14 protein-coding genes and 1 pseudogene are annotated in these 17,085 nt (G+C 59.4%); 9 read left to right on the top strand and 6 right to left on the bottom strand.

What is annotated here, in order from left to right; genetic code table 11:
• Positions 1-316: 316 nt before the first annotated feature.
• The 3 genes from NIBR502773_RS19735 to NIBR502773_RS19745 all read right to left on the bottom strand — a co-directional run bounded on the left by NIBR502773_RS19735 (position 317) and on the right by NIBR502773_RS19745 (position 4,611).
• Positions 317-1,945, bottom strand: coding sequence for an ABC transporter substrate-binding protein (locus tag NIBR502773_RS19735; RefSeq protein WP_141156742.1), 1,629 nt, complete (start codon positions 1,943-1,945; stop codon positions 317-319).
• 258 nt (positions 1,946-2,203) lie between these two features.
• Complete coding sequence (locus tag NIBR502773_RS19740; RefSeq protein WP_141156743.1) at positions 2,204-3,805, bottom strand: ABC transporter substrate-binding protein; 1,602 nt, start codon at positions 3,803-3,805, stop codon at positions 2,204-2,206.
• A gap of 92 nt (positions 3,806-3,897) precedes the next feature.
• Positions 3,898-4,611 carry an SIMPL domain-containing protein gene (locus tag NIBR502773_RS19745; protein ID WP_027604852.1) on the bottom strand — a complete coding sequence of 238 codons (714 nt, stop codon included), beginning with the start codon at positions 4,609-4,611 and terminating at the stop codon, positions 3,898-3,900.
• Positions 4,612-4,815: 204 nt separating this feature from the next.
• Between NIBR502773_RS19745 and NIBR502773_RS19750 the strand changes: the two genes are divergently transcribed.
• The 3 genes from NIBR502773_RS19750 to NIBR502773_RS19760 all read left to right on the top strand — a co-directional run bounded on the left by NIBR502773_RS19750 (position 4,816) and on the right by NIBR502773_RS19760 (position 8,453).
• Entirely contained in the window at positions 4,816-6,078 is a 1,263-nt protein-coding gene (locus tag NIBR502773_RS19750) for an ATP-binding protein (protein ID WP_065938508.1), read from the top strand.
• Entirely contained in the window at positions 6,071-6,631 is a 561-nt protein-coding gene (locus NIBR502773_RS19755; protein ID WP_010565532.1) for a response regulator transcription factor, read from the top strand. Before NIBR502773_RS19750 ends, NIBR502773_RS19755 begins: the two co-directional genes overlap by 8 nt.
• Before the next feature lie 97 nt (positions 6,632-6,728).
• Complete coding sequence (locus NIBR502773_RS19760; protein ID WP_115486623.1) at positions 6,729-8,453, top strand: ABC transporter ATP-binding protein/permease; 1,725 nt, start codon at positions 6,729-6,731, stop codon at positions 8,451-8,453.
• Between the two features lie 84 nt (positions 8,454-8,537).
• Here the strand turns inward: NIBR502773_RS19760 and NIBR502773_RS19765 are convergent.
• Positions 8,538-8,974 (bottom strand): annotated as a pseudogene (locus NIBR502773_RS19765) (YhcB family protein).
• Positions 8,975-9,121: 147 nt separating this feature from the next.
• Here NIBR502773_RS19765 and NIBR502773_RS19770 point away from each other — a divergent pair.
• The 3 genes from NIBR502773_RS19770 (at position 9,122) to zapE (ending at position 12,305) form a co-directional block, all read left to right on the top strand.
• Positions 9,122-9,751, top strand: a complete 630-nt coding sequence (locus NIBR502773_RS19770) for an alpha/beta hydrolase (protein ID WP_065924314.1) — start codon at positions 9,122-9,124, stop codon at positions 9,749-9,751.
• Positions 9,752-9,775: 24 nt separating this feature from the next.
• Positions 9,776-11,131, top strand: a complete 1,356-nt coding sequence (locus tag NIBR502773_RS19775; RefSeq protein WP_141156744.1) for a tryptophan--tRNA ligase — start codon at positions 9,776-9,778, stop codon at positions 11,129-11,131.
• Positions 11,132-11,210: 79 nt separating this feature from the next.
• Positions 11,211-12,305 (top strand): cell division protein ZapE, encoded by a 1,095-nt coding sequence (zapE, locus tag NIBR502773_RS19780; RefSeq protein WP_027604847.1) that lies wholly within the window; start codon positions 11,211-11,213, stop codon positions 12,303-12,305.
• A 90-nt stretch (positions 12,306-12,395) separates the two neighbouring features.
• Here zapE and NIBR502773_RS19785 read toward each other — a convergent pair whose 3' ends face one another.
• Positions 12,396-13,316, bottom strand: a complete 921-nt coding sequence (locus NIBR502773_RS19785) for a GlxA family transcriptional regulator (protein WP_177414171.1) — start codon at positions 13,314-13,316, stop codon at positions 12,396-12,398.
• 220 nt (positions 13,317-13,536) lie between these two features.
• Here NIBR502773_RS19785 and NIBR502773_RS19790 point away from each other — a divergent pair, with 220 nt between their 5' ends.
• Positions 13,537-14,673 carry an acyl-CoA dehydrogenase family protein gene (locus NIBR502773_RS19790; RefSeq protein ID WP_065938511.1) on the top strand — a complete coding sequence of 379 codons (1,137 nt, stop codon included), beginning with the start codon at positions 13,537-13,539 and terminating at the stop codon, positions 14,671-14,673.
• A gap of 60 nt (positions 14,674-14,733) precedes the next feature.
• On the opposite strand, the gene NIBR502773_RS19795 is transcribed toward NIBR502773_RS19790, so the two are convergent.
• Positions 14,734-15,774 (bottom strand): NADP(H)-dependent aldo-keto reductase, encoded by a 1,041-nt coding sequence (locus NIBR502773_RS19795; RefSeq protein WP_141156746.1) that lies wholly within the window; start codon positions 15,772-15,774, stop codon positions 14,734-14,736.
• A gap of 248 nt (positions 15,775-16,022) precedes the next feature.
• Here NIBR502773_RS19795 and rplM point away from each other — a divergent pair, with 248 nt between their 5' ends.
• Both rplM and rpsI read left to right on the top strand, forming a co-directional pair.
• Entirely contained in the window at positions 16,023-16,451 is a 429-nt protein-coding gene (rplM, locus tag NIBR502773_RS19800; RefSeq protein WP_003171742.1) for a 50S ribosomal protein L13, read from the top strand.
• Positions 16,452-16,465: 14 nt separating this feature from the next.
• The gene (gene rpsI, locus NIBR502773_RS19805) at positions 16,466-16,858 is read left to right on the top strand and encodes a 30S ribosomal protein S9 (protein WP_003171743.1); all 393 of its coding nucleotides are present in this window, start codon (positions 16,466-16,468) and stop codon (positions 16,856-16,858) included.
• Positions 16,859-17,085: the final 227 nt, after the last annotated feature.

Here is a 17,085-nt window from a genome sequence, read left to right on the forward strand (position 1 = left end):
GGTATGGCGCATGACGATCCCGATCCTTGTTTGTAGTTGTCATCAGCAAGCAATCACCCTGGCGTACGGCCAGGGGGACATTACTGATCCCACACACAGCAAGTGCCTTTCCCAGGTTGGAGCCTCTGCTGTCCTACGACGGTATGGGTCGCGGACTGCGCAGTAAATGCGCCAAATTGGACTGACCTTGTAGGCAAAAGAGCTACTTGTCGCAGTTCGCAGCTGTAGGAAGCGGCGATTACGAGCGTGGTCTATTGCCTACGGTCCAGGCGGATGCAATGACGGCGACGTTATTAAACGTCGCCGTCATTGGTCCTTACTTGCCGCTTACGCTCACGCCATAGAAGGAGTTCAGGCCAAACGGGCTGATCTTGAAGTCCTGTACGGTGTTGCGCATGGGTTGATACACCGTCGAGTGCGCGATAGGTGTCATCGGGACTGCATCTTTGAGGATATGTTGCGCCTGCTTATACAGCTCGGTGCGTTTGGCGACGTCCGACGTAGCCTTGGCTTCTTTCACGACGCCGTCGAATTTCTTGTCGCACCACTTGGAGAAGTTGTTACCGGCCAGGGAGTCGCAGCCGAACAGCACGTTCAGCCAGTTGTCCGGGTCACCATTGTCGCCGCTCCAGCCAATGATCATGGCCTGGTTCTCGCCGCCTTTGGAGCGTTTGATGTACTCGCCCCACTCGTAGCTGGTGATCTTGACCTTCAGGCCGATCTTGGACCAGTCGTTTTGCAGCATTTCAGCCATCAGCTTGGCGTTCGGGTTGTACGGACGCTGAACCGGCATCGCCCACAGAACGATCTCGGTACCTTCCTTGACACCCGCTTCCTTGAGCAGCGCCTTGGCTTTCTCGGGATCGTACTTGGCGTCCTTGATGGTGGTGTCGTAGGACCATTGGGTTGGCGGCATGGCGTTGACCGCCAGTTGGCCTGCGCCCTGGTAGACGGAGTCGATGATCTGCTGCTTGTTCACCGACATGTCCAGCGCCTGGCGCACGCGCAGGTCAGCCAGTGGGTTGGGCTGGTCGCTGCCCTTGACCTTGTCCATGACGTTGTAGGCGACATAGCCCAGGTTGAAACCGGCCTGGTGCGGCAGTTTCAGGTCCTTGTCTTCACCCAGCGCCTTGAGGTCGGCCGGACGTGGGAACAAGGTGATCTGGCACTCGTTTTTCTTCAGCTTCTGGATACGCACCGACGGATCGGTGGTGATGGCGAAGATCAGGTTATCGATCTTCACGTCCTCAGGTTTCCAGTAGTCCTTGTTGCCGGTGTAGCGAATGTTCGAGTCTTTCTGGTAGCTCTTGAATACGAACGGGCCAGTACCGACCGGCTTCTGGTTGATGTCCTGGGGCGTGCCGTTTTTCAACAGCTGGGCTGCGTATTCAGCCGACTGGATGGAAGCGAAGCTCATGGCCAGGTTCTGGATGAATGCGGCGTCCACGGTGCCAAGGGTGAACTTGACGGTGTGGGCATCGACCTTCTCGATGTTCTTGATATTGGTGTCCATCCCCATGTCCGTGAAGTACGGGAACTCGGTGGGGTAGGCCTTACGGAATGGATCGTCTTTGTTGATCATCCGGTTGAAGGTGAACAGGACGTCGTCAGCCGAGAATTCACGAGTCGGCTTGAAGTATGGGGTGGTATGGAACTTGACGCCTTCGCGCAGGTGGAAGGTGTAGGTCAGGCCATCCGGGGACACGTCCCAGCTGGTGGCCAGGCCAGGAACAACGGCGGTGCCGCCTCGTTCGAACTGGCTCAGACGGTTGAACATGGTTTCGGCCGAAGCATCGAAGTCTGTTCCGGTGGTGTACTGGCCTGGATCGAAACCGGCCGGGCTCCCTTCGGAGCAGAACACCAGGTTAGTCGCCGCTTGGGCGAATGGGGCCGCGGCCATAAGGCCAGCGCTCACTAATAACGGAAGGACTGCGTGTTTAAGCATGTTGGCCTCATGATTTGTTGTCATTTTTGGTGGTGAGGGCGACCTCGTGAGTCGGCCTGCGGATACTTATGCAGGCGCCATACCCATTGCAAGATGCTGAACCGTCGCAAGGCGGAAAGAGTGGTACGAACGTACAGGAATGTCGCAATTATGAAAGTTTTGACATATTTGAACGTATTTATGGGTTTTTTTCGGTGCATAAGGTGCACCAGAGAGGGTCAACCGAGGCGTCTGGCGCACTCGGTTGGGGCATTGCTGTTACTTATCTAGACTCACGCCGTAGAACGGTGTCAGCCCAAAGGGGCTGATCTTGAAGTCCTTCACTTCCTTGCGCAGGGGTTGGAAAACCGTCGAGTTTGCAATGGGCGTTATAGGTACTTGTTCTTTAAGAATTTTTTGTGCCTGTTGATACCACTTGATGCGCTGCTCGCGGTCACTGCTGACCTTGGCTTGCTGCACCAGTTTGTCGTAGGCCGGGTTACACCATTTGGCGTAGTTGCTGCCCTTGACCGCAGCACAACTGTAGAGCACGCCGAGCCAGTTATCCGGGTCGCCGTTGTCGCCGGTCCAGCCATAAATCATCGCATCGTGCTCGCCATTTTTGGCGCGCTTGATGTATTCGCCCCACTCATAGCTGACGATATTGGCCTTGATGCCGACTTTCTCCCAATCCTGCTGGATCATCTGGGCCGACATGCGCGCGTTCGGGTTGGAAGCGCGCTGGACGGTCATTGCCCACAGGTTGATGGTGGTGCCCGGTGCAACCCCTGCTTCTTTTAGTAGCGCGCGGGCCTTGGTCGGATCGTGCGGGGCATCCTTGATGGTCGGGTCATAAGACCACTGCGCCGGTGGCAGTGCGTTCTGCGCCAATTGTCCGGCGCCCTGGTACACCGCCTTGATGATCGCCGGCTTGTCGATGGCCATGTCCAGGGCCTGGCGCACCTTGAGTTGGTCCAGCGGGGGGTGGGTCACGTTATAAGCCAGGAAGCCCAGGTTGAAACCGGCTTGCTGCAGCACGCGCAAGTTGGGGTCCTGCTTCATCACCTCGATGTCCGACGGGCGCGGGTAGCCGCTGACCTGGCATTCGCCGGCCTTGAGTTTTTGCAGGCGTGACGCAGCGTCTGGGGTGATGGCGAACACCAGGTTGTCGAGTTTCACATCCTCGGGTTTCCAGTATTGCTTATTCGCCACGTAGCGAATCTGCGAGTCTTTCTGGTAGCGCTTGAACACAAATGGCCCGGTGCCTACCGGCTTCTGGTTGATGTCTTCGGCCTTGCCTTCCTTCATTAGCTGGGCGGCGTACTCGGCCGATTGCACGGAGGCAAAACTCATGGCCAGGTTCTGCACGAACGAGGCATCGACGTTGTTCAGGTTGAAACGCACGGTGTGCTCGTCGAGTTTGTCGACGCTCTTGATCGTGGTGTTCAGGCCCATGTCGGTGAAGTACGGTGATTCGGAAGGGTAGGCCTTGCGGAACGGGCTCTCGGCATCCAGCAGGCGATTGAAGGTAAACAGCACGTCATCCGCGTTGAAATCGCGGCTGGGTTTGAAGAAGTCAGTGGTGTGGAACTTGACGCCTTCGCGCAGGTGGAAGGTGTAGGCCAGGCCATCCTTGGACACCTCCCAGCGTGTGGCCAGGCCCGGTTCGACTTCGGTGCCGCCACGCTTGAATTGGGTCAAGCGGTTGAACACGGTTTCGGCGGATGCATCGAAATCGGTGCCGCTGGTGTACTGGCTGGGGTCGAAACCGGCGGGGCTGGCTTCGGAGCAGTAGACCAGGGTGCTGGCTGCATGGGCCATCGGCATAAAGGCCAGCAGGCTTGCGGCAAGGAGGAGCGGTTTGAAGGTGGTTCTTTCCATGGAGACCCCTAGAAGTGGCAGGCATATAAACGCTGCCCAAACGAAAACGGCGGTCACCGAGGTTACCGCCGTTCAGGTTTGCCGGGTAGGGGTTACGGCATCTGCACTTCGATCACCCCATCGGCGCTCATGCTGACCTGGCTGGTACCTGCCTCCACTTCCGGCGTCGGTGCTGAATCCATCATGGCCGCCTTCATCATCATTCCGCCACGGGCATAAGGTTGTGGGTAGCCATTGGTGTTGAAGTTCAAGTTGACGATCTTGTAACCCTTGCCGCCCAGCGCATCGGTGGCCAGTTGTGCGCGTGCTTTAAAGGCGGCGACCGCGTCCTTGAGCAGGGCGTCTTCGCTGGTCTTGCGCGTGGTGTCGGCGATGGCGAAGTCCATGTTTTCCATTTTCAGGGTATTGAGCAACTCGCCGGTGAGTTTGGACAGCGCCGGGAAGTCCGCGCTTTCCAGGCGCAGTTCGGCGCGCTCGCGCCAGCCGGTGATCTTCTGGTTCTTGTTGTCGTAGATCGGGTAGCTGTTACGGCTGCCCTGGCGCAAAGTCACGCCTTGGACTTCGCGCGCCTGGCCCAGGGCCTTGTTCATGGTGGTGGTGATTTCGGCGGCGAGCTTGGCCGGGTCGGCGTTCTGGGACTCGGTGTAGAGGGTGACGATCATTTTGTCGCGGGCCACTTCCTGGCTGACCTCGGCGCGCAGGGAAATCTGGTTGTAATTCAGTGCATCGGCGGCCAGTGCCGGAAGGCTGGCCAGGGCGCTTGCGCTGAGGGTGAGAACAACTGCACTGCGAGTGAAACGAGACATGGAAGCTCCTTAGGGTGTTCGTATCGGTATGACTGTAGACGGTGGTGTCGGGTTCTTCGGGTTTACATATTCGCTACACATTGTGCGGCCGCCGACGAACGGTCGTTCGCCCGGCCTGCGGCAAAGAGCCACACGCGCCATGCCAGCGTGCCCGCTTCGTTTATACTCCTGCCGATCCGCCTGCAGCGCTCATCGGGAGAGCTCATGCTCGCCGCCGTAAAACTGACTTCCGCCACTCGCCAGAACCTCTGGCGCCTGACGTTCATTCGTACCCTGGTACTGGCCGCGCAGGCTGGTTCGGTCGGGCTCGCCTATTGGTTCGACCTGCTGCCGCTGCCGTGGCTGCAATTGGGCGTGACCTTGGGTTTCTCCATCGTGCTGTGTGTGTTTACCGCCATTCGGTTGCGCACCACCTGGCCGGTGACCGAGCTGGAATACGCCCTGCAATTGGCCTGCGACCTGTTTATCCACAGTGTGTTGCTGTATTTCTCCGGCGGTTCCACCAACCCGTTCGTGTCTTATTACCTGGTGCCACTGACCATCGCTGCGGTGACCTTGCCGTGGCGCTACTCGGTGGTGCTGTCGGGTATCGCCCTGACCCTGTACACCCTGCTGCTGGCACGGTTCTATCCGTTGCAGACATTCCCCATCGCCCGCGAAAACCTGCAGATCTACGGGATGTGGCTGAGCTTTGCCCTGTCTGCCGCCGTGATCACTTTTTTTGCTGCGCGCATGGCCGAAGAGCTGCGCCGCCAGGAAGAACTGCGCGCCATTCGCCGCGAAGAAGGCCTGCGTGACCAGCAACTGCTCGCCGTCGCCACCCAGGCCGCCGGCGCGGCTCACGAATTGGGCACGCCGCTGGCGACCATGAGCGTGCTGCTCAACGAAATGACCCAGGACCATCACGACCCGGCGCTGCAAGAGGATCTCGGCGTGCTGCGCGAACAGGTCAAGCAATGCAAGCAAACCTTGCAGCAACTGGTACGCGCGGCTGAAGCCAATCGCCGCCTGGCGGTCGAGATGCAGGACGTGACCCAGTGGCTCGACGAAGCCCTGAACCGCTGGCACCTGATGCGCCCCGAAGCCAGCTACCGTTTCCATCTGCTGGGGCAGGGGGCCGTGCCGCGCCTGGCGCCTCCGCCGGACCTGACCCAAGCCTTGCTCAATCTACTGAACAACGCCGCCGACGCCTGCCCCGAAGGCCTGGAAGTCCGGCTGGATTGGGATGTGGATGACTTGACGATCAGCATTCGCGACCACGGCGCAGGCGTGCCGCTGGCCATCGCCGAGCAGATCGGCAAACCTTTCTTTACCACCAAGGGCAAAGGCTTCGGCCTGGGCCTGTTTTTGAGCAAGGCCAGCGTGACCCGCGCGGGCGGCTCAGTGAAGCTCTATAGTCATGAGGAAGGCGGTACGCTCACCGAGCTGCGCCTGCCCCGTGTCGCACGAGGAGATATCGATGAGTGACGAGATCCAAGTCGAAGGCGAAGAACTGCCGCACCTGTTGCTGGTAGATGATGACGCCACGTTTACCCGCGTGATGGCGCGCGCCATGAGCCGTCGCGGCTTTCGCGTGAGCACCGCCGGCTCCGCCGAAGAAGGCCTGGCCATCGCCCAGGCCGACTTGCCGGACTACGCCGCGCTCGACCTGAAAATGGACGGCGATTCCGGCCTGGTGCTGTTGCCCAAGCTGCTGGAACTCGACCCGGAAATGCGCGTGGTGATCCTCACCGGTTACTCCAGCATTGCCACGGCTGTCGAAGCCATCAAGCGCGGTGCCTGCAACTACCTGTGCAAACCGGCGGATGCCGACGATGTGTTGGCTGCGTTGCTGTCCGAGCACGCCGACCTCGACACCCTGGTGCCGGAAAACCCGATGTCGGTGGACCGCCTGCAGTGGGAACACATCCAGCGCGTCCTCACCGAACACGAAGGCAATATCTCCGCCACTGCCCGCGCCCTGGGCATGCACCGGCGCACCCTGCAACGCAAGCTGCAGAAGCGTCCGGTACGACGCTGAACCTAAGCTGAACAGCCTGCTTCAGGCCGCACGGAACCCTGAACCGATCACCTATGATCGGTTCAAACGCCTGCCTTCCTCCCTACGAGCCTGAACGATGAATCAGAACGCTGAGTACTCTGCGGTCAATGACGCTGTGCGTGGGCAATTTTTTCGCCGAACCTGGGGGATGATCACGCCTTATTGGCGAAGTGAAGAGAAGGGCAAGGCCTGGTTGTTGCTCGCCGTGGTGATTGGCCTGTCGCTGTTCAGCGTGGCCATTTCCGTGTGGCTCAACCACTGGTACAAGGACTTCTACAACGCCCTGGAAAACAAGGACACCGCGGCCTTCTGGCAACAGATCGTTTACTTCTGCGGTATCGCCACGGTGGCGATTCTCGGCGCGGTCTACCGTCTCTACCTCACCCAGATGCTGACCATTCGCTGGCGTGCATGGCTCACCGAAAAGTATTTTGCCCGCTGGCTTGGCAACAAGAACTACTACCAGCTCGAGCAGGGCGGCTACACCGATAACCCGGACCAGCGGATTTCCGAAGACCTCAACAGCTTTACCCTGAACACCCTGAGTCTTGGCCTTGGGCTGTTGCGCAATGTGGTCAGCCTGGTGTCGTTCTCCATCATCCTGTGGGGCGTGTCCGGCAGTATTGAAGTGTTCGGTATCACCATCCCCGGCTACATGTTCTGGTGTGCATTGGTCTATGCCGGTGTCGGCAGTTGGCTGACCCATCTGATCGGTCGTCGTTTGATCGGCTTGAGCAACCAGCAGCAACGCTTCGAAGCGGACTTGCGTTTCTCCATGGTACGAGTGCGGGAGAATGCCGAGAGCATCGCCCTGTACAACGGCGAACCCAATGAGAATCAGCGTTTGAGCGCGCGGTTCGGGAAGGTCTGGCATAACTACTGGGACATCATGAAGGTGTCCAAGCGCCTGACGTTCTTCACTGCCGGCTACGAACAGATTGCGATCGTCTTTGCGTTTATCGTGGCTGCCCCGCGCTACTTTTCCGGCAAGATCGAACTGGGCGAGCTGATGCAAATCAACTCGGCGTTCGGCAACGTGCAGGGCAACTTCAGCTGGTTTATCAGCGCGTACGCCGACCTGGCCGGCTGGCGCGCGACCAGCGATCGTCTACTGAGTTTTCAGCAGGCCATGCGTGAAAACGAGCAGCGCCCAGCTGCCATCGACGTCAGCGCTGAAGGCGAGCGTCTTGTGGTGCAAGGCCTGGGTTTGAACCTGGTGGATGGTCGCCACCTGCTGACCGACGCCAACATGATCGTTGAACCGGGCCAGCGCGTCATGCTCAGCGGCCGTTCCGGCAGCGGCAAAAGTACCTTGCTGCGCGCCATGGGGCATCTGTGGCCGGCTGGTCACGGCAGCATCCGCCTGCCGGCCAGGCGTTACCTGTTCCTGCCGCAGAAGCCTTACCTGCCGATCGGCACACTCAAGGCGGTGTTGAGTTACCCACAGGACGACAGCGTCTATTCGGCAGAACGTTATGCACAGGTCCTGGAAACCTGTCGCCTGCCGCACCTGGTGGAGCGCCTGGACGAAGCCAACCATTGGCAACGCATGCTCTCGCCCGGCGAGCAACAGCGCCTGGCCTTTGCCCGTGCCTTGTTGTTCGCGCCGCAATGGCTGTACATGGACGAGGCGACGTCGGCGATGGATGAAGAAGATGAGGCGACGTTGTATCAGGCGTTGATTGATGAATTGCCGGGGTTGAGCATTGTCAGCGTCGGCCATCGCAGCAGCCTCAAGCGCTTCCATGGGCGGCATGTGCGGATCGAGGGTGGGTGGCTTCAAGAGCAACCTGTGGCCTGAGGCCCCTTGTTCTGGAGAATGGTGCCCAACAAAAAGCCCGGTTGATCAGCGATCAACCGGGCTTTTCTATTGCTTGAAAATAACTTACTTCTTCAAGCCGTAATGCTCATCCAGCATGCCTGGGGCGTTTGGCGTTTTTGGCGCGTAGTCCCGTGGCGGCTCCTGGTTTTCCCGGGGGGAGTCAGGCGTTCCCGTGGAGTTTGCGGTGCATCGGAATGCAGCGCGGCCAGCAGGCGCTGGCGGGTGATGTCGTCGAGGGCCAGGCGGTTTGCGCCATCGGCGAGGTGATCCTGTACTTCCTGGTAGCTCTGGGTGAGTTTCTTGACCAGGGTCGCGGTGCTGTTGAAGTGGGTAACAACCTCGTTCTGATAACTGTCAAAACGTTCCTGAATGTCATCCAACTGACGCTGCGTGCGGTTAGGCGCGGCATTCGGCAGCAGGCGGGCAACCAGGAATCCAATGGCGACACCGGCAACCAAGGCGAGAGTCGGCAACAACCAAACTAAGAGCGAGTGTTCCACGAGTCCTTCCTCTATAAACGGCTTTGCTTTACGTTAACGGCTCAAACCTGCGCTGTATACCGCGATTAAGCTCGCAATGATGCCATGCACAGACTTTTAGCTAGACGAGTCGACCCTTTGAGAGGTCACGGAGTTCATTCCTTGCTCATGCGTGAAACCCCCGTTTTGATCGATGGCCCGGTAGGCCAATTGGAAGCCCTGTACCTGGATCACCCCGAGCCACGTGGCCTGGCGCTGATCTGCCACCCTAATCCGGTGCAGGGCGGGACCATGCTCAATAAAGTCGTTTCGACCCTGCAACGCACGGCTCGCGATGCCGGGTTGATTACTTTGCGTTTCAATTATCGCGGCGTCGGCGCGAGTGCTGGCACCCACGACATGAGCACCGGTGAAGTGGACGATGCCGAAGCGGCTGCCACCTGGCTGCGTGAAAAGCACCCCGACCTGCCGATCACCCTGCTCGGTTTTTCCTTTGGCGGCTACGTGGCGGCCAGCCTCGGCGGCCGCCTGGAAGCCAAAGGCGAAAAGCTCGCGCACCTGTTCATGGTCGCGGCGGCGGTGATGCGCCTGCGCGATACCGATGTGCTGCCCCACAGCTGCCCGTTGACCTTGATCCAGCCGGAAACCGACGAAGTGGTCGACCCGCAAACCGTCTACGACTGGTCCGCCGCCTTGAAACGCCCCCATGAGCTGCTGAAAGTGGCAGAATGCGGGCACTTTTTTCATGGCAAGCTCACCGATCTCAAGGATCTGGTGCTGCCGCGCCTCTCGAATTGATAGCAGTCTGATAAGCGATTACCCATGACGACTCGTACCCGTATCCTCACCGGCATCACCACCACCGGCACGCCGCACCTGGGCAACTACGCCGGTGCGATCCGCCCGGCGATCCTGGCCAGCCAGGATGCCAATGCCGATTCCTTCTACTTCCTGGCCGACTACCACGCCCTGATCAAATGCGATGACCCGCAGCGCATCCAGCGTTCGCGTATGGAAATCGCGGCGACCTGGCTGGCCGGTGGCCTGGATGTGAACCGGGTGACCTTCTATCGTCAGTCCGACATCCCGGAAATCCCCGAGCTGACCTGGCTGCTGACCTGCGTCGCCGCCAAGGGCCTGCTCAACCGCGCCCATGCCTACAAGGCCTCGGTGGACAAGAACGTGGAGACCGGCGAGGACCCGGATGCGGGCATCACCATGGGCCTGTACAGCTACCCGGTGCTGATGGCGGCGGACATCCTGATGTTCAACGCGCACAAGGTGCCGGTGGGCCGCGACCAGATCCAGCACGTGGAAATGGCCCGCGACATCGGCCAGCGCTTCAACCACCTGTTCGGCAACGGTAAAGAATTCTTCACCATGCCCGAGGCGTTGATCGAGGAAAGCGTTGCCACCTTGCCGGGCCTGGATGGTCGCAAGATGTCCAAGAGCTACGACAACACCATCCCGTTGTTCACCAGCGCCAAGGACATGAAAGACGCCATCTCGCGGATCGTCACCGACTCCCGCGCGCCCGGCGAACCCAAGGATCCGGACAACTCGCACCTGTTCACCCTCTACCAGGCGTTTGCCAGCAAGACCCAGGAAGAAGCGTTCCGCGTCGACCTGCTGCAAGGCCTGGGCTGGGGCGAGGCGAAGAACCGTCTGTTCCAGCTGCTTGATGGTCAGCTCGGCGAAGCGCGCGAGCGTTACCACCAGTTGATGTCACGCCCGTCGGACATGGAGGACCTGTTGCAGGTCGGCGCCAGGAAAGCCCGTGCCGTGGCCGCGCCATTCCTGGCCGAGTTGCGTGAAGCGGTGGGCCTGCGTTCGTTCGTCAACCAGGCTGCGGCGCCGGTTGCGACCAAGAAGAAAGCCGCGAAAGCCGCGCGTTTCGTGAGCTTCCGTGAAGACGACGGCAGCTTCCGCTTCCGCCTGTTGGCCGCCGATGGCGAGCAGCTGCTGCTGTCGCGCAATTTTGCCGATGGCAAGGCGGCCGGCGCGGTGACCAAGCAACTGCAAAGTGGCGCTGCGCTGGACGTACGCAGCGAAGCCCTGAGCTTCAGCGTATGGCTGGACGGCGCCGCAGTGGCCGACAGCGCCGAGTTCGCCGATGCCGCATCCCGTGATGCCGCCATCGAAGCCTTGCGCATCGCGTTGACCCCAATCGAGGATTAACCCGACCAAGGGTTGATTGCCATTATCCAGGGCCGTCGTTACAGTGACGGCCCGTTTTTGTTGCCTTGCTAACGAAATTATGACGCCCCTAGAACGATATCAAGCTGATCTGAAACGCCCTGAATTCTTCCATGACGCGGCCCAGGAAACGGCGGTGCGTCATTTGCAGCGCCTGTACGACGACCTGGTCGCGGCCTCACAGAGCAAGCCGGGGATGCTCAGCAAGCTGTTCGGCAAGAAAGACCACGTGCCGGTCAAGGGCCTGTATTTCTGGGGCGGTGTAGGCCGGGGCAAGACCTACCTGGTCGATACCTTCTTTGAAGCGCTGCCGTTCAAGGAAAAGGTACGGACACACTTCCACCGCTTCATGAAGCGCGTGCACGAAGAGATGAAGACCCTGCCGGGTGAGAAAAACCCGCTGACCATCATCGCCAAGCGTTTTTCCGATGAAGCGCGGGTGATCTGCTTCGATGAATTCTTCGTCTCCGACATCACCGATGCCATGATCCTCGGCACCCTGATGGAAGAGTTGTTCAAGAACGGCGTGACCCTGGTCGCCACCTCGAACATCGTGCCCGACGGCTTGTACAAGGACGGCCTGCAGCGCGCGCGCTTCCTGCCGGCCATCGCGCTGATCAAGCAGAACACCGAGATCGTCAACGTCGACAGCGGCGTCGACTACCGCCTGCGTCACCTCGAGCAAGCGGAGTTGTTCCACTTCCCGCTGAACGAAGCGGCGCATGAAAGCCTGCGCAAAAGCTTCCGCGCCCTTACGCCGGAATGCACCCAGGCGGTGGAAAACGACAAGCTGATGATCGAGAACCGCGAAATCATCGCCCTGCGTACCTGCGATGACGTGGCCTGGTTCGAATTCCGCCAACTGTGCGACGGCCCGCGCAGCCAGAACGACTACATCGAACTGGGCAAGATCTTCCACGCGGTGATCCTCAGCGGCGTGGAGCAGATGAGCGTCACCACCGACGACATCGCCCGACGGTTTATCAACATGGTCGACGAGTTCTACGACCGTAACGTCAAGTTGATCATCTCGGCGGAAGTTGAACTCAAGGACCTGTACACCGGCGGGCGCTTGAACTTCGAATTCCAACGGACATTGAGCCGCTTGCTCGAAATGCAGTCCCACGAGTTCCTGTCGCGCGGGCACAAACCCTGAGACCGATGTAGGTCCCCGATAGCGGTCTTTCAGTAACAGATGCACTGACTGATCCACCGCTATCGGGAGCAAGCCCCCTCCCACATTTGCTTACGCAGCCTGTTGGAATTGCTGGCGGTATTGGTTCGGCGATAACTCGGTGTGTTGGCGAAACAACCGCGCAAAGAAACTCGCATCGTCGTAACCCACCTCATAACTGATGGTCTTGATGCTCTTGCGGCTGCCCGAGAGCAGGCCCTTGGCCGTCTCGATACGCAGCCGTTGCAGGTAGTGCAGCGGCTTGTCGCCGGTGGCGGTCTGGAAGCGGCGCATGAAGTTGCGGATGCTCATGCCGTGTTCCCGGGCGACGTCTTCGAAGCGGAATTTGTCGGCGAAGTGCTCCTCGAGCCAATGCTGGATCTGCAGGATGATCACGTCCTGGTGCAGCTTCTGGCCGCCAAAACCGATACGCCCGGGTGAATAGCTGCGCTGCACTTCGTAGAGGATGTCGCGGGCCACGGCCTGGGCGATGTTGGCGCCGCAGAAACGTTCGATCAGGTAGATATACAGGTCGCACGCCGAGGTGGTGCCGCCGGCGCAATACAGGTTGTCGGCGTCGGTGAGGTGCTTGTCCTGGTTGAGCTGGACCTTGGGGAAGCGTTCGCTGAAGGCGTTGAAGAAACGCCAGTAGGTGGTCGCCTCCTTGCCGTCGAGCAGGCCGGCTTCAGCCAGCCAGAACACCCCGGTGGCTTCGCCGCAGAGTACCGCGCCCCGTGCATGCTGTTCGCGCAGCCATGGCAGCACTTGCGGGTAGCGCGCGCACAGGGCATCGAAGTCATCCCAGAAGGCAGGAAGCACAATGATGTCGGCGTCTTCCAGGCCGCCGTCCACCGGCATGATCACATCACTGAAGCTGCGCACCGATTTTCCGTCGGGGCTCACCAGGCGTGTTTCGAACGCTGGGGTCAGGCCCAGGCCTTGCTGTTTGCCATAACGCAGGCTGGCGAGATGGAAGAAGTCCTTGGCTTGCATCAGGGTTGAAGCGAATACCCGATCAATGGCCAAAATGCTGACGCGCCGCAACGGCGTGGAGATTTGGTTAGACATAATTTCATTTATTCTTATAGGGGAAAGTGGTCACCAGACGGCTGGATCGTCTTATTTTTTGTCGCATGTGTCCAGTGTCCTGTGACGCCATCGGGGCATAGGCTCTGTGGGCTCGTCCTTGTCCGACAATCCACGCAGGTGACCCATGATTCCGAGAACCTTGTTCAGCCCGGAGCACGAACTCTTCCGCCAGAGCGTGCGCACCTTTCTTGAAAAAGACGCTGCACCGTTTCACGGGCAATGGGAGAAACAGGGCTACATCGACCGTAACCTGTGGAGCAAGGCGGGGGAGGCGGGGATGTTGTGTTCCCATCTGCCGGAGGAGTACGGCGGGCTGGGCGCGGACTTTCTCTACAGCGCGGTAGTGATCGAAGAGATCAGTCGCTTGGGCCTGACTGGCATCGGCTTTTCCCTGCATTCGGACATAGTCGCGCCCTACATCCTGCATTACGGCAGTGAAGCGCTGAAACACAAGTACCTGCCCAAGTTGATCTCCGGTGAGATGGTCACGGCCATCGCCATGACCGAGCCGGGTGCCGGGTCCGACTTGCAAGGGGTCAAGACCACCGCCGTGTTGGACGGTGATGAGTACGTGATCAATGGCTCCAAGACCTTTATCACCAACGGGTACCTGGCTGAGCTGGTGATCGTGGTCGCCAAGACCGATCCCAAGGCCGGTGCCAAGGGCACCAGCCTGTTTCTGGTGGAAGCCGATACGCCCGGCTTCGCCAAGGGCAAGCGCCTGGAGAAGGTCGGCATGAAGGCCCAGGACACCTCGGAGCTGTTTTTCCAGGACGTGCGGGTGCCCAAGGAAAACCTGCTGGGCCAGGCGGGTATGGGCTTCGCCTACTTGATGCAGGAGTTGCCCCAGGAGCGGCTGACGGTGGCAATTGGCGCGCTGTCATCTGCCGAGGCGGCGTTGCAGTGGACCTTGGAATACACCCGTGAGCGCAAGGCGTTCGGCAAGGCGATTGCCGACTTCCAGAACACCCGTTTCAAGCTGGCGGAGATGGCCACGGAGATTCAGATCGGCCGCGTGTTCGTCGACAAATGCATGGCGTTGCACCTGGAAGGCAAGCTGGATGTGCCCACTGCCGCGATGGCCAAGTACTGGGCCACGGACCTGCAATGCAAGGTGCTGGATGAGTGCGTGCAGTTGCACGGCGGCTACGGCTTCATGTGGGAATACCCGATTGCGCGGGCGTGGGCGGATGCGCGGGTGCAGCGGATTTATGCGGGGACCAACGAGATCATGAAGGAGATCATTGCGCGGGCGCTGTGATTTTTGCGGGTCTTGAATGCGTCATCGGGGGCAAGCCCCCGATAGCGCTCTACAGATCAATCAAGGCGCAGGATTCGGATGATCCTTCTGAATCGCCTCAATCCCTTCCAGTACTTCCTTCGACAGCTTCAGATCAGCACTGGCGATGTTGCTGTCCAGTTGCTCCAGGTTCGTGGCGCCAATAATGTTGCTGGTCACGAACGGTTGTTGGGTCACAAACGCCAACGCCATCTGCGCCGGATCCAGGCCATGCTCCCGCGCCAGTGCCACATAACGGCTGCACGCCGCCTCCGACTGCGGGTTGAAGTAGCGGCTGAAGCGGCTGTACTCGGTCAGGCGCGCCTTGGCCGGGCGTGCGCCACCTTCGTACTTGCCACTGAGCATGCCGAACGCGAGGGGTGAGTAAGCCAGCAGGCCGCATTGCTCACGGATGGCCACTTCGGCCAGGCCCACTTCAAAGCTGCGGTTTAGCAGGTTGTAGGGGTTCTGGATCGATGCCGCGCGGGGCCAGCCACGGGCTTCGGCCAGGGCCAGGAATTTCATGGTGCCCCACGGGGTTTCATTGGACAGGCCGATATGGCGGATCTTGCCGGCCTTGACCTGCTCGTCCAGGGCTTCGAGGGTTTCCTCCAGCGGGGTGAGGTCGTCTTCGTCCTTGTGCTTGTAGCTCAGTTGGCCGAAGAAGTTGGTGCTGCGCTCCGGCCAGTGCAACTGGTAGAGGTCGATCCAGTCGGTTTGCAGGCGCTTGAGGCTGGCGTCCAGTGCCTCGACGATGTGCTTGCGGTTGTGGCGCAGGTGGCCGTCGCGGATGTAGTCGATGGTGTTGCCGGGGCCGGCGATCTTGCTGGCAAGGATCCAGTCGGCACGGTCACCGCGGCTTTTGAAGTAATTACCGATGTAACGCTCGGTGGTGGCATAGGTGTCGGCCTTGGGCGGCACCGGGTACATTTCTGCGGTGTCGAGGAAGTTGATCCCCGCCGCCTTGGCCCTTTCGATCTGCGCGAAGGCCTCTGCCTCGCTGTTCTGCTCGCCCCAGGTCATGGTGCCCAGGGCTATCGCGCTCACGTTCAGATCCGTACGGCCCAGCTGTCGATAATCCATCGGGTACTCCTTCAGGGAAAACAATCATAAAAGCAGGTTGAATTTTTTTTCGCAATCTGCATAATTGCCCACCTCTTTCTGCAGTGGAAGTGATGCGCCGTCTGCCGAAGAATCTTGCCGTTGAACGGACGCGCCGACCCGAGCCCCCGATAGCGTCTGTATCCGGCTGCCTTTGACTTGTCAAAGTAAGCACTATTCAGTAAGATCCGCCGTCTAATTTACAGGGCGGCCCCTGAGGCTATTAAAGAATGACAACTTTTACTGCAAAACCGGAAACAGTTCAGCGCGACTGGTTTGTCGTCGACGCCGCTGGTCAGACCCTGGGTCGTCTGGCCACTGAAGTCGCCAGCCGTCTGCGTGGCAAGCACAAGCCTGAGTACACCCCTCACGTTGACACCGGTGACTACATCGTGATCATCAACGCTGAGCAGGTACGTGTTACCGGCAACAAAGCGCAAGACAAAATGTACTACCGTCACTCCGGTTTCCCAGGCGGTATCAAGTCTTCCAACTTTGAAGGCCTGATCTCCAAGAAGCCTGAAGCCCCGATCGAAATCGCGGTCAAAGGCATGCTGCCGAAGGGCCCACTGGGTCGCGATATGTTTCGCAAGCTGAAAGTCTATGCGGGCGCTGTACACCCTCATGCTGCTCAGCAGCCCCAAGAACTGAAGTTTTAACGGAATAGTTCATTATGTCGGCGACTCAAAATTACGGCACTGGCCGTCGCAAAACCGCAACCGCACGCGTTTTCCTGCGTCCGGGCACTGGCAACATCTCGATCAACAACCGCACTCTGGATAACTTCTTCGGTCGCGAAACTGCCCGCATGGTAGTTCGTCAGCCGCTGGAATTGACCGAGACTGTTGAAAAGTTCGACATCTACGTCACCGTTATCGGTGGCGGTGTAAGTGGTCAAGCTGGCGCAATCCGCCACGGTATCACTCGCGCTCTGATGCAGTACGACGAAACCCTGCGTGGCGCTCTGCGCAAAGCTGGCTTCGTGACTCGCGATGCCCGTGAAGTTGAACGTAAGAAAGTCGGTCTGCGTAAAGCGCGTAAGCGTCCGCAGTACTCGAAGCGTTAATTCGCTTTACGTTCCACAAAAACGCCCAGCCTCCTTACGGAGCTGGGCGTTTTTTATTGCCTGCGATTTATGCACATTTTTCACCGTGACAACTTGCCACATCCGTAGACCCCCTATACTACAAGGCCTGGAGGCGGAGCCCCGGGCAATTCCCTTGTCAGACGTGGGGCTTTTCATTACCATTCGGCAAAATTTTTATAAGTTCAGATTTAATACTTAGTAGACGC

Source organism: Pseudomonas sp. NIBRBAC000502773, from assembly GCF_006517195.1.
Taxonomy (GTDB): Bacteria; Pseudomonadota; Gammaproteobacteria; order Pseudomonadales; family Pseudomonadaceae; genus Aquipseudomonas; species Aquipseudomonas marginalis.

Bases quoted from the DNA above. Each gene is read 5' to 3' on its own strand.
- NIBR502773_RS19735 (WP_141156742.1), bottom strand. From the start codon at position 1,945: ATGCTTAAACACGCAGTCCTTCCGTTATTAGTGAGCGCTGGCCTTATG.
- NIBR502773_RS19740 (WP_141156743.1), bottom strand. From the start codon at position 3,805: ATGGAAAGAACCACCTTCAAACCGCTCCTCCTTGCCGCAAGCCTGCTG.
- NIBR502773_RS19745 (WP_027604852.1), bottom strand. From the start codon at position 4,611: ATGTCTCGTTTCACTCGCAGTGCAGTTGTTCTCACCCTCAGCGCAAGC.
- NIBR502773_RS19750 (WP_065938508.1), top strand. From the start codon at position 4,816: ATGCTCGCCGCCGTAAAACTGACTTCCGCCACTCGCCAGAACCTCTGG.
- NIBR502773_RS19755 (WP_010565532.1), top strand. From the start codon at position 6,071: ATGAGTGACGAGATCCAAGTCGAAGGCGAAGAACTGCCGCACCTGTTG.
- NIBR502773_RS19760 (WP_115486623.1), top strand. From the start codon at position 6,729: ATGAATCAGAACGCTGAGTACTCTGCGGTCAATGACGCTGTGCGTGGG.
- NIBR502773_RS19770 (WP_065924314.1), top strand. From the start codon at position 9,122: ATGCGTGAAACCCCCGTTTTGATCGATGGCCCGGTAGGCCAATTGGAA.
- NIBR502773_RS19775 (WP_141156744.1), top strand. From the start codon at position 9,776: ATGACGACTCGTACCCGTATCCTCACCGGCATCACCACCACCGGCACG.
- zapE (WP_027604847.1), top strand. From the start codon at position 11,211: ATGACGCCCCTAGAACGATATCAAGCTGATCTGAAACGCCCTGAATTC.
- NIBR502773_RS19785 (WP_177414171.1), bottom strand. From the start codon at position 13,316: ATGCAAGCCAAGGACTTCTTCCATCTCGCCAGCCTGCGTTATGGCAAA.
- NIBR502773_RS19790 (WP_065938511.1), top strand. From the start codon at position 13,537: ATGATTCCGAGAACCTTGTTCAGCCCGGAGCACGAACTCTTCCGCCAG.
- NIBR502773_RS19795 (WP_141156746.1), bottom strand. From the start codon at position 15,774: ATGGATTATCGACAGCTGGGCCGTACGGATCTGAACGTGAGCGCGATA.
- rplM (WP_003171742.1), top strand. From the start codon at position 16,023: ATGACAACTTTTACTGCAAAACCGGAAACAGTTCAGCGCGACTGGTTT.
- rpsI (WP_003171743.1), top strand. From the start codon at position 16,466: ATGTCGGCGACTCAAAATTACGGCACTGGCCGTCGCAAAACCGCAACC.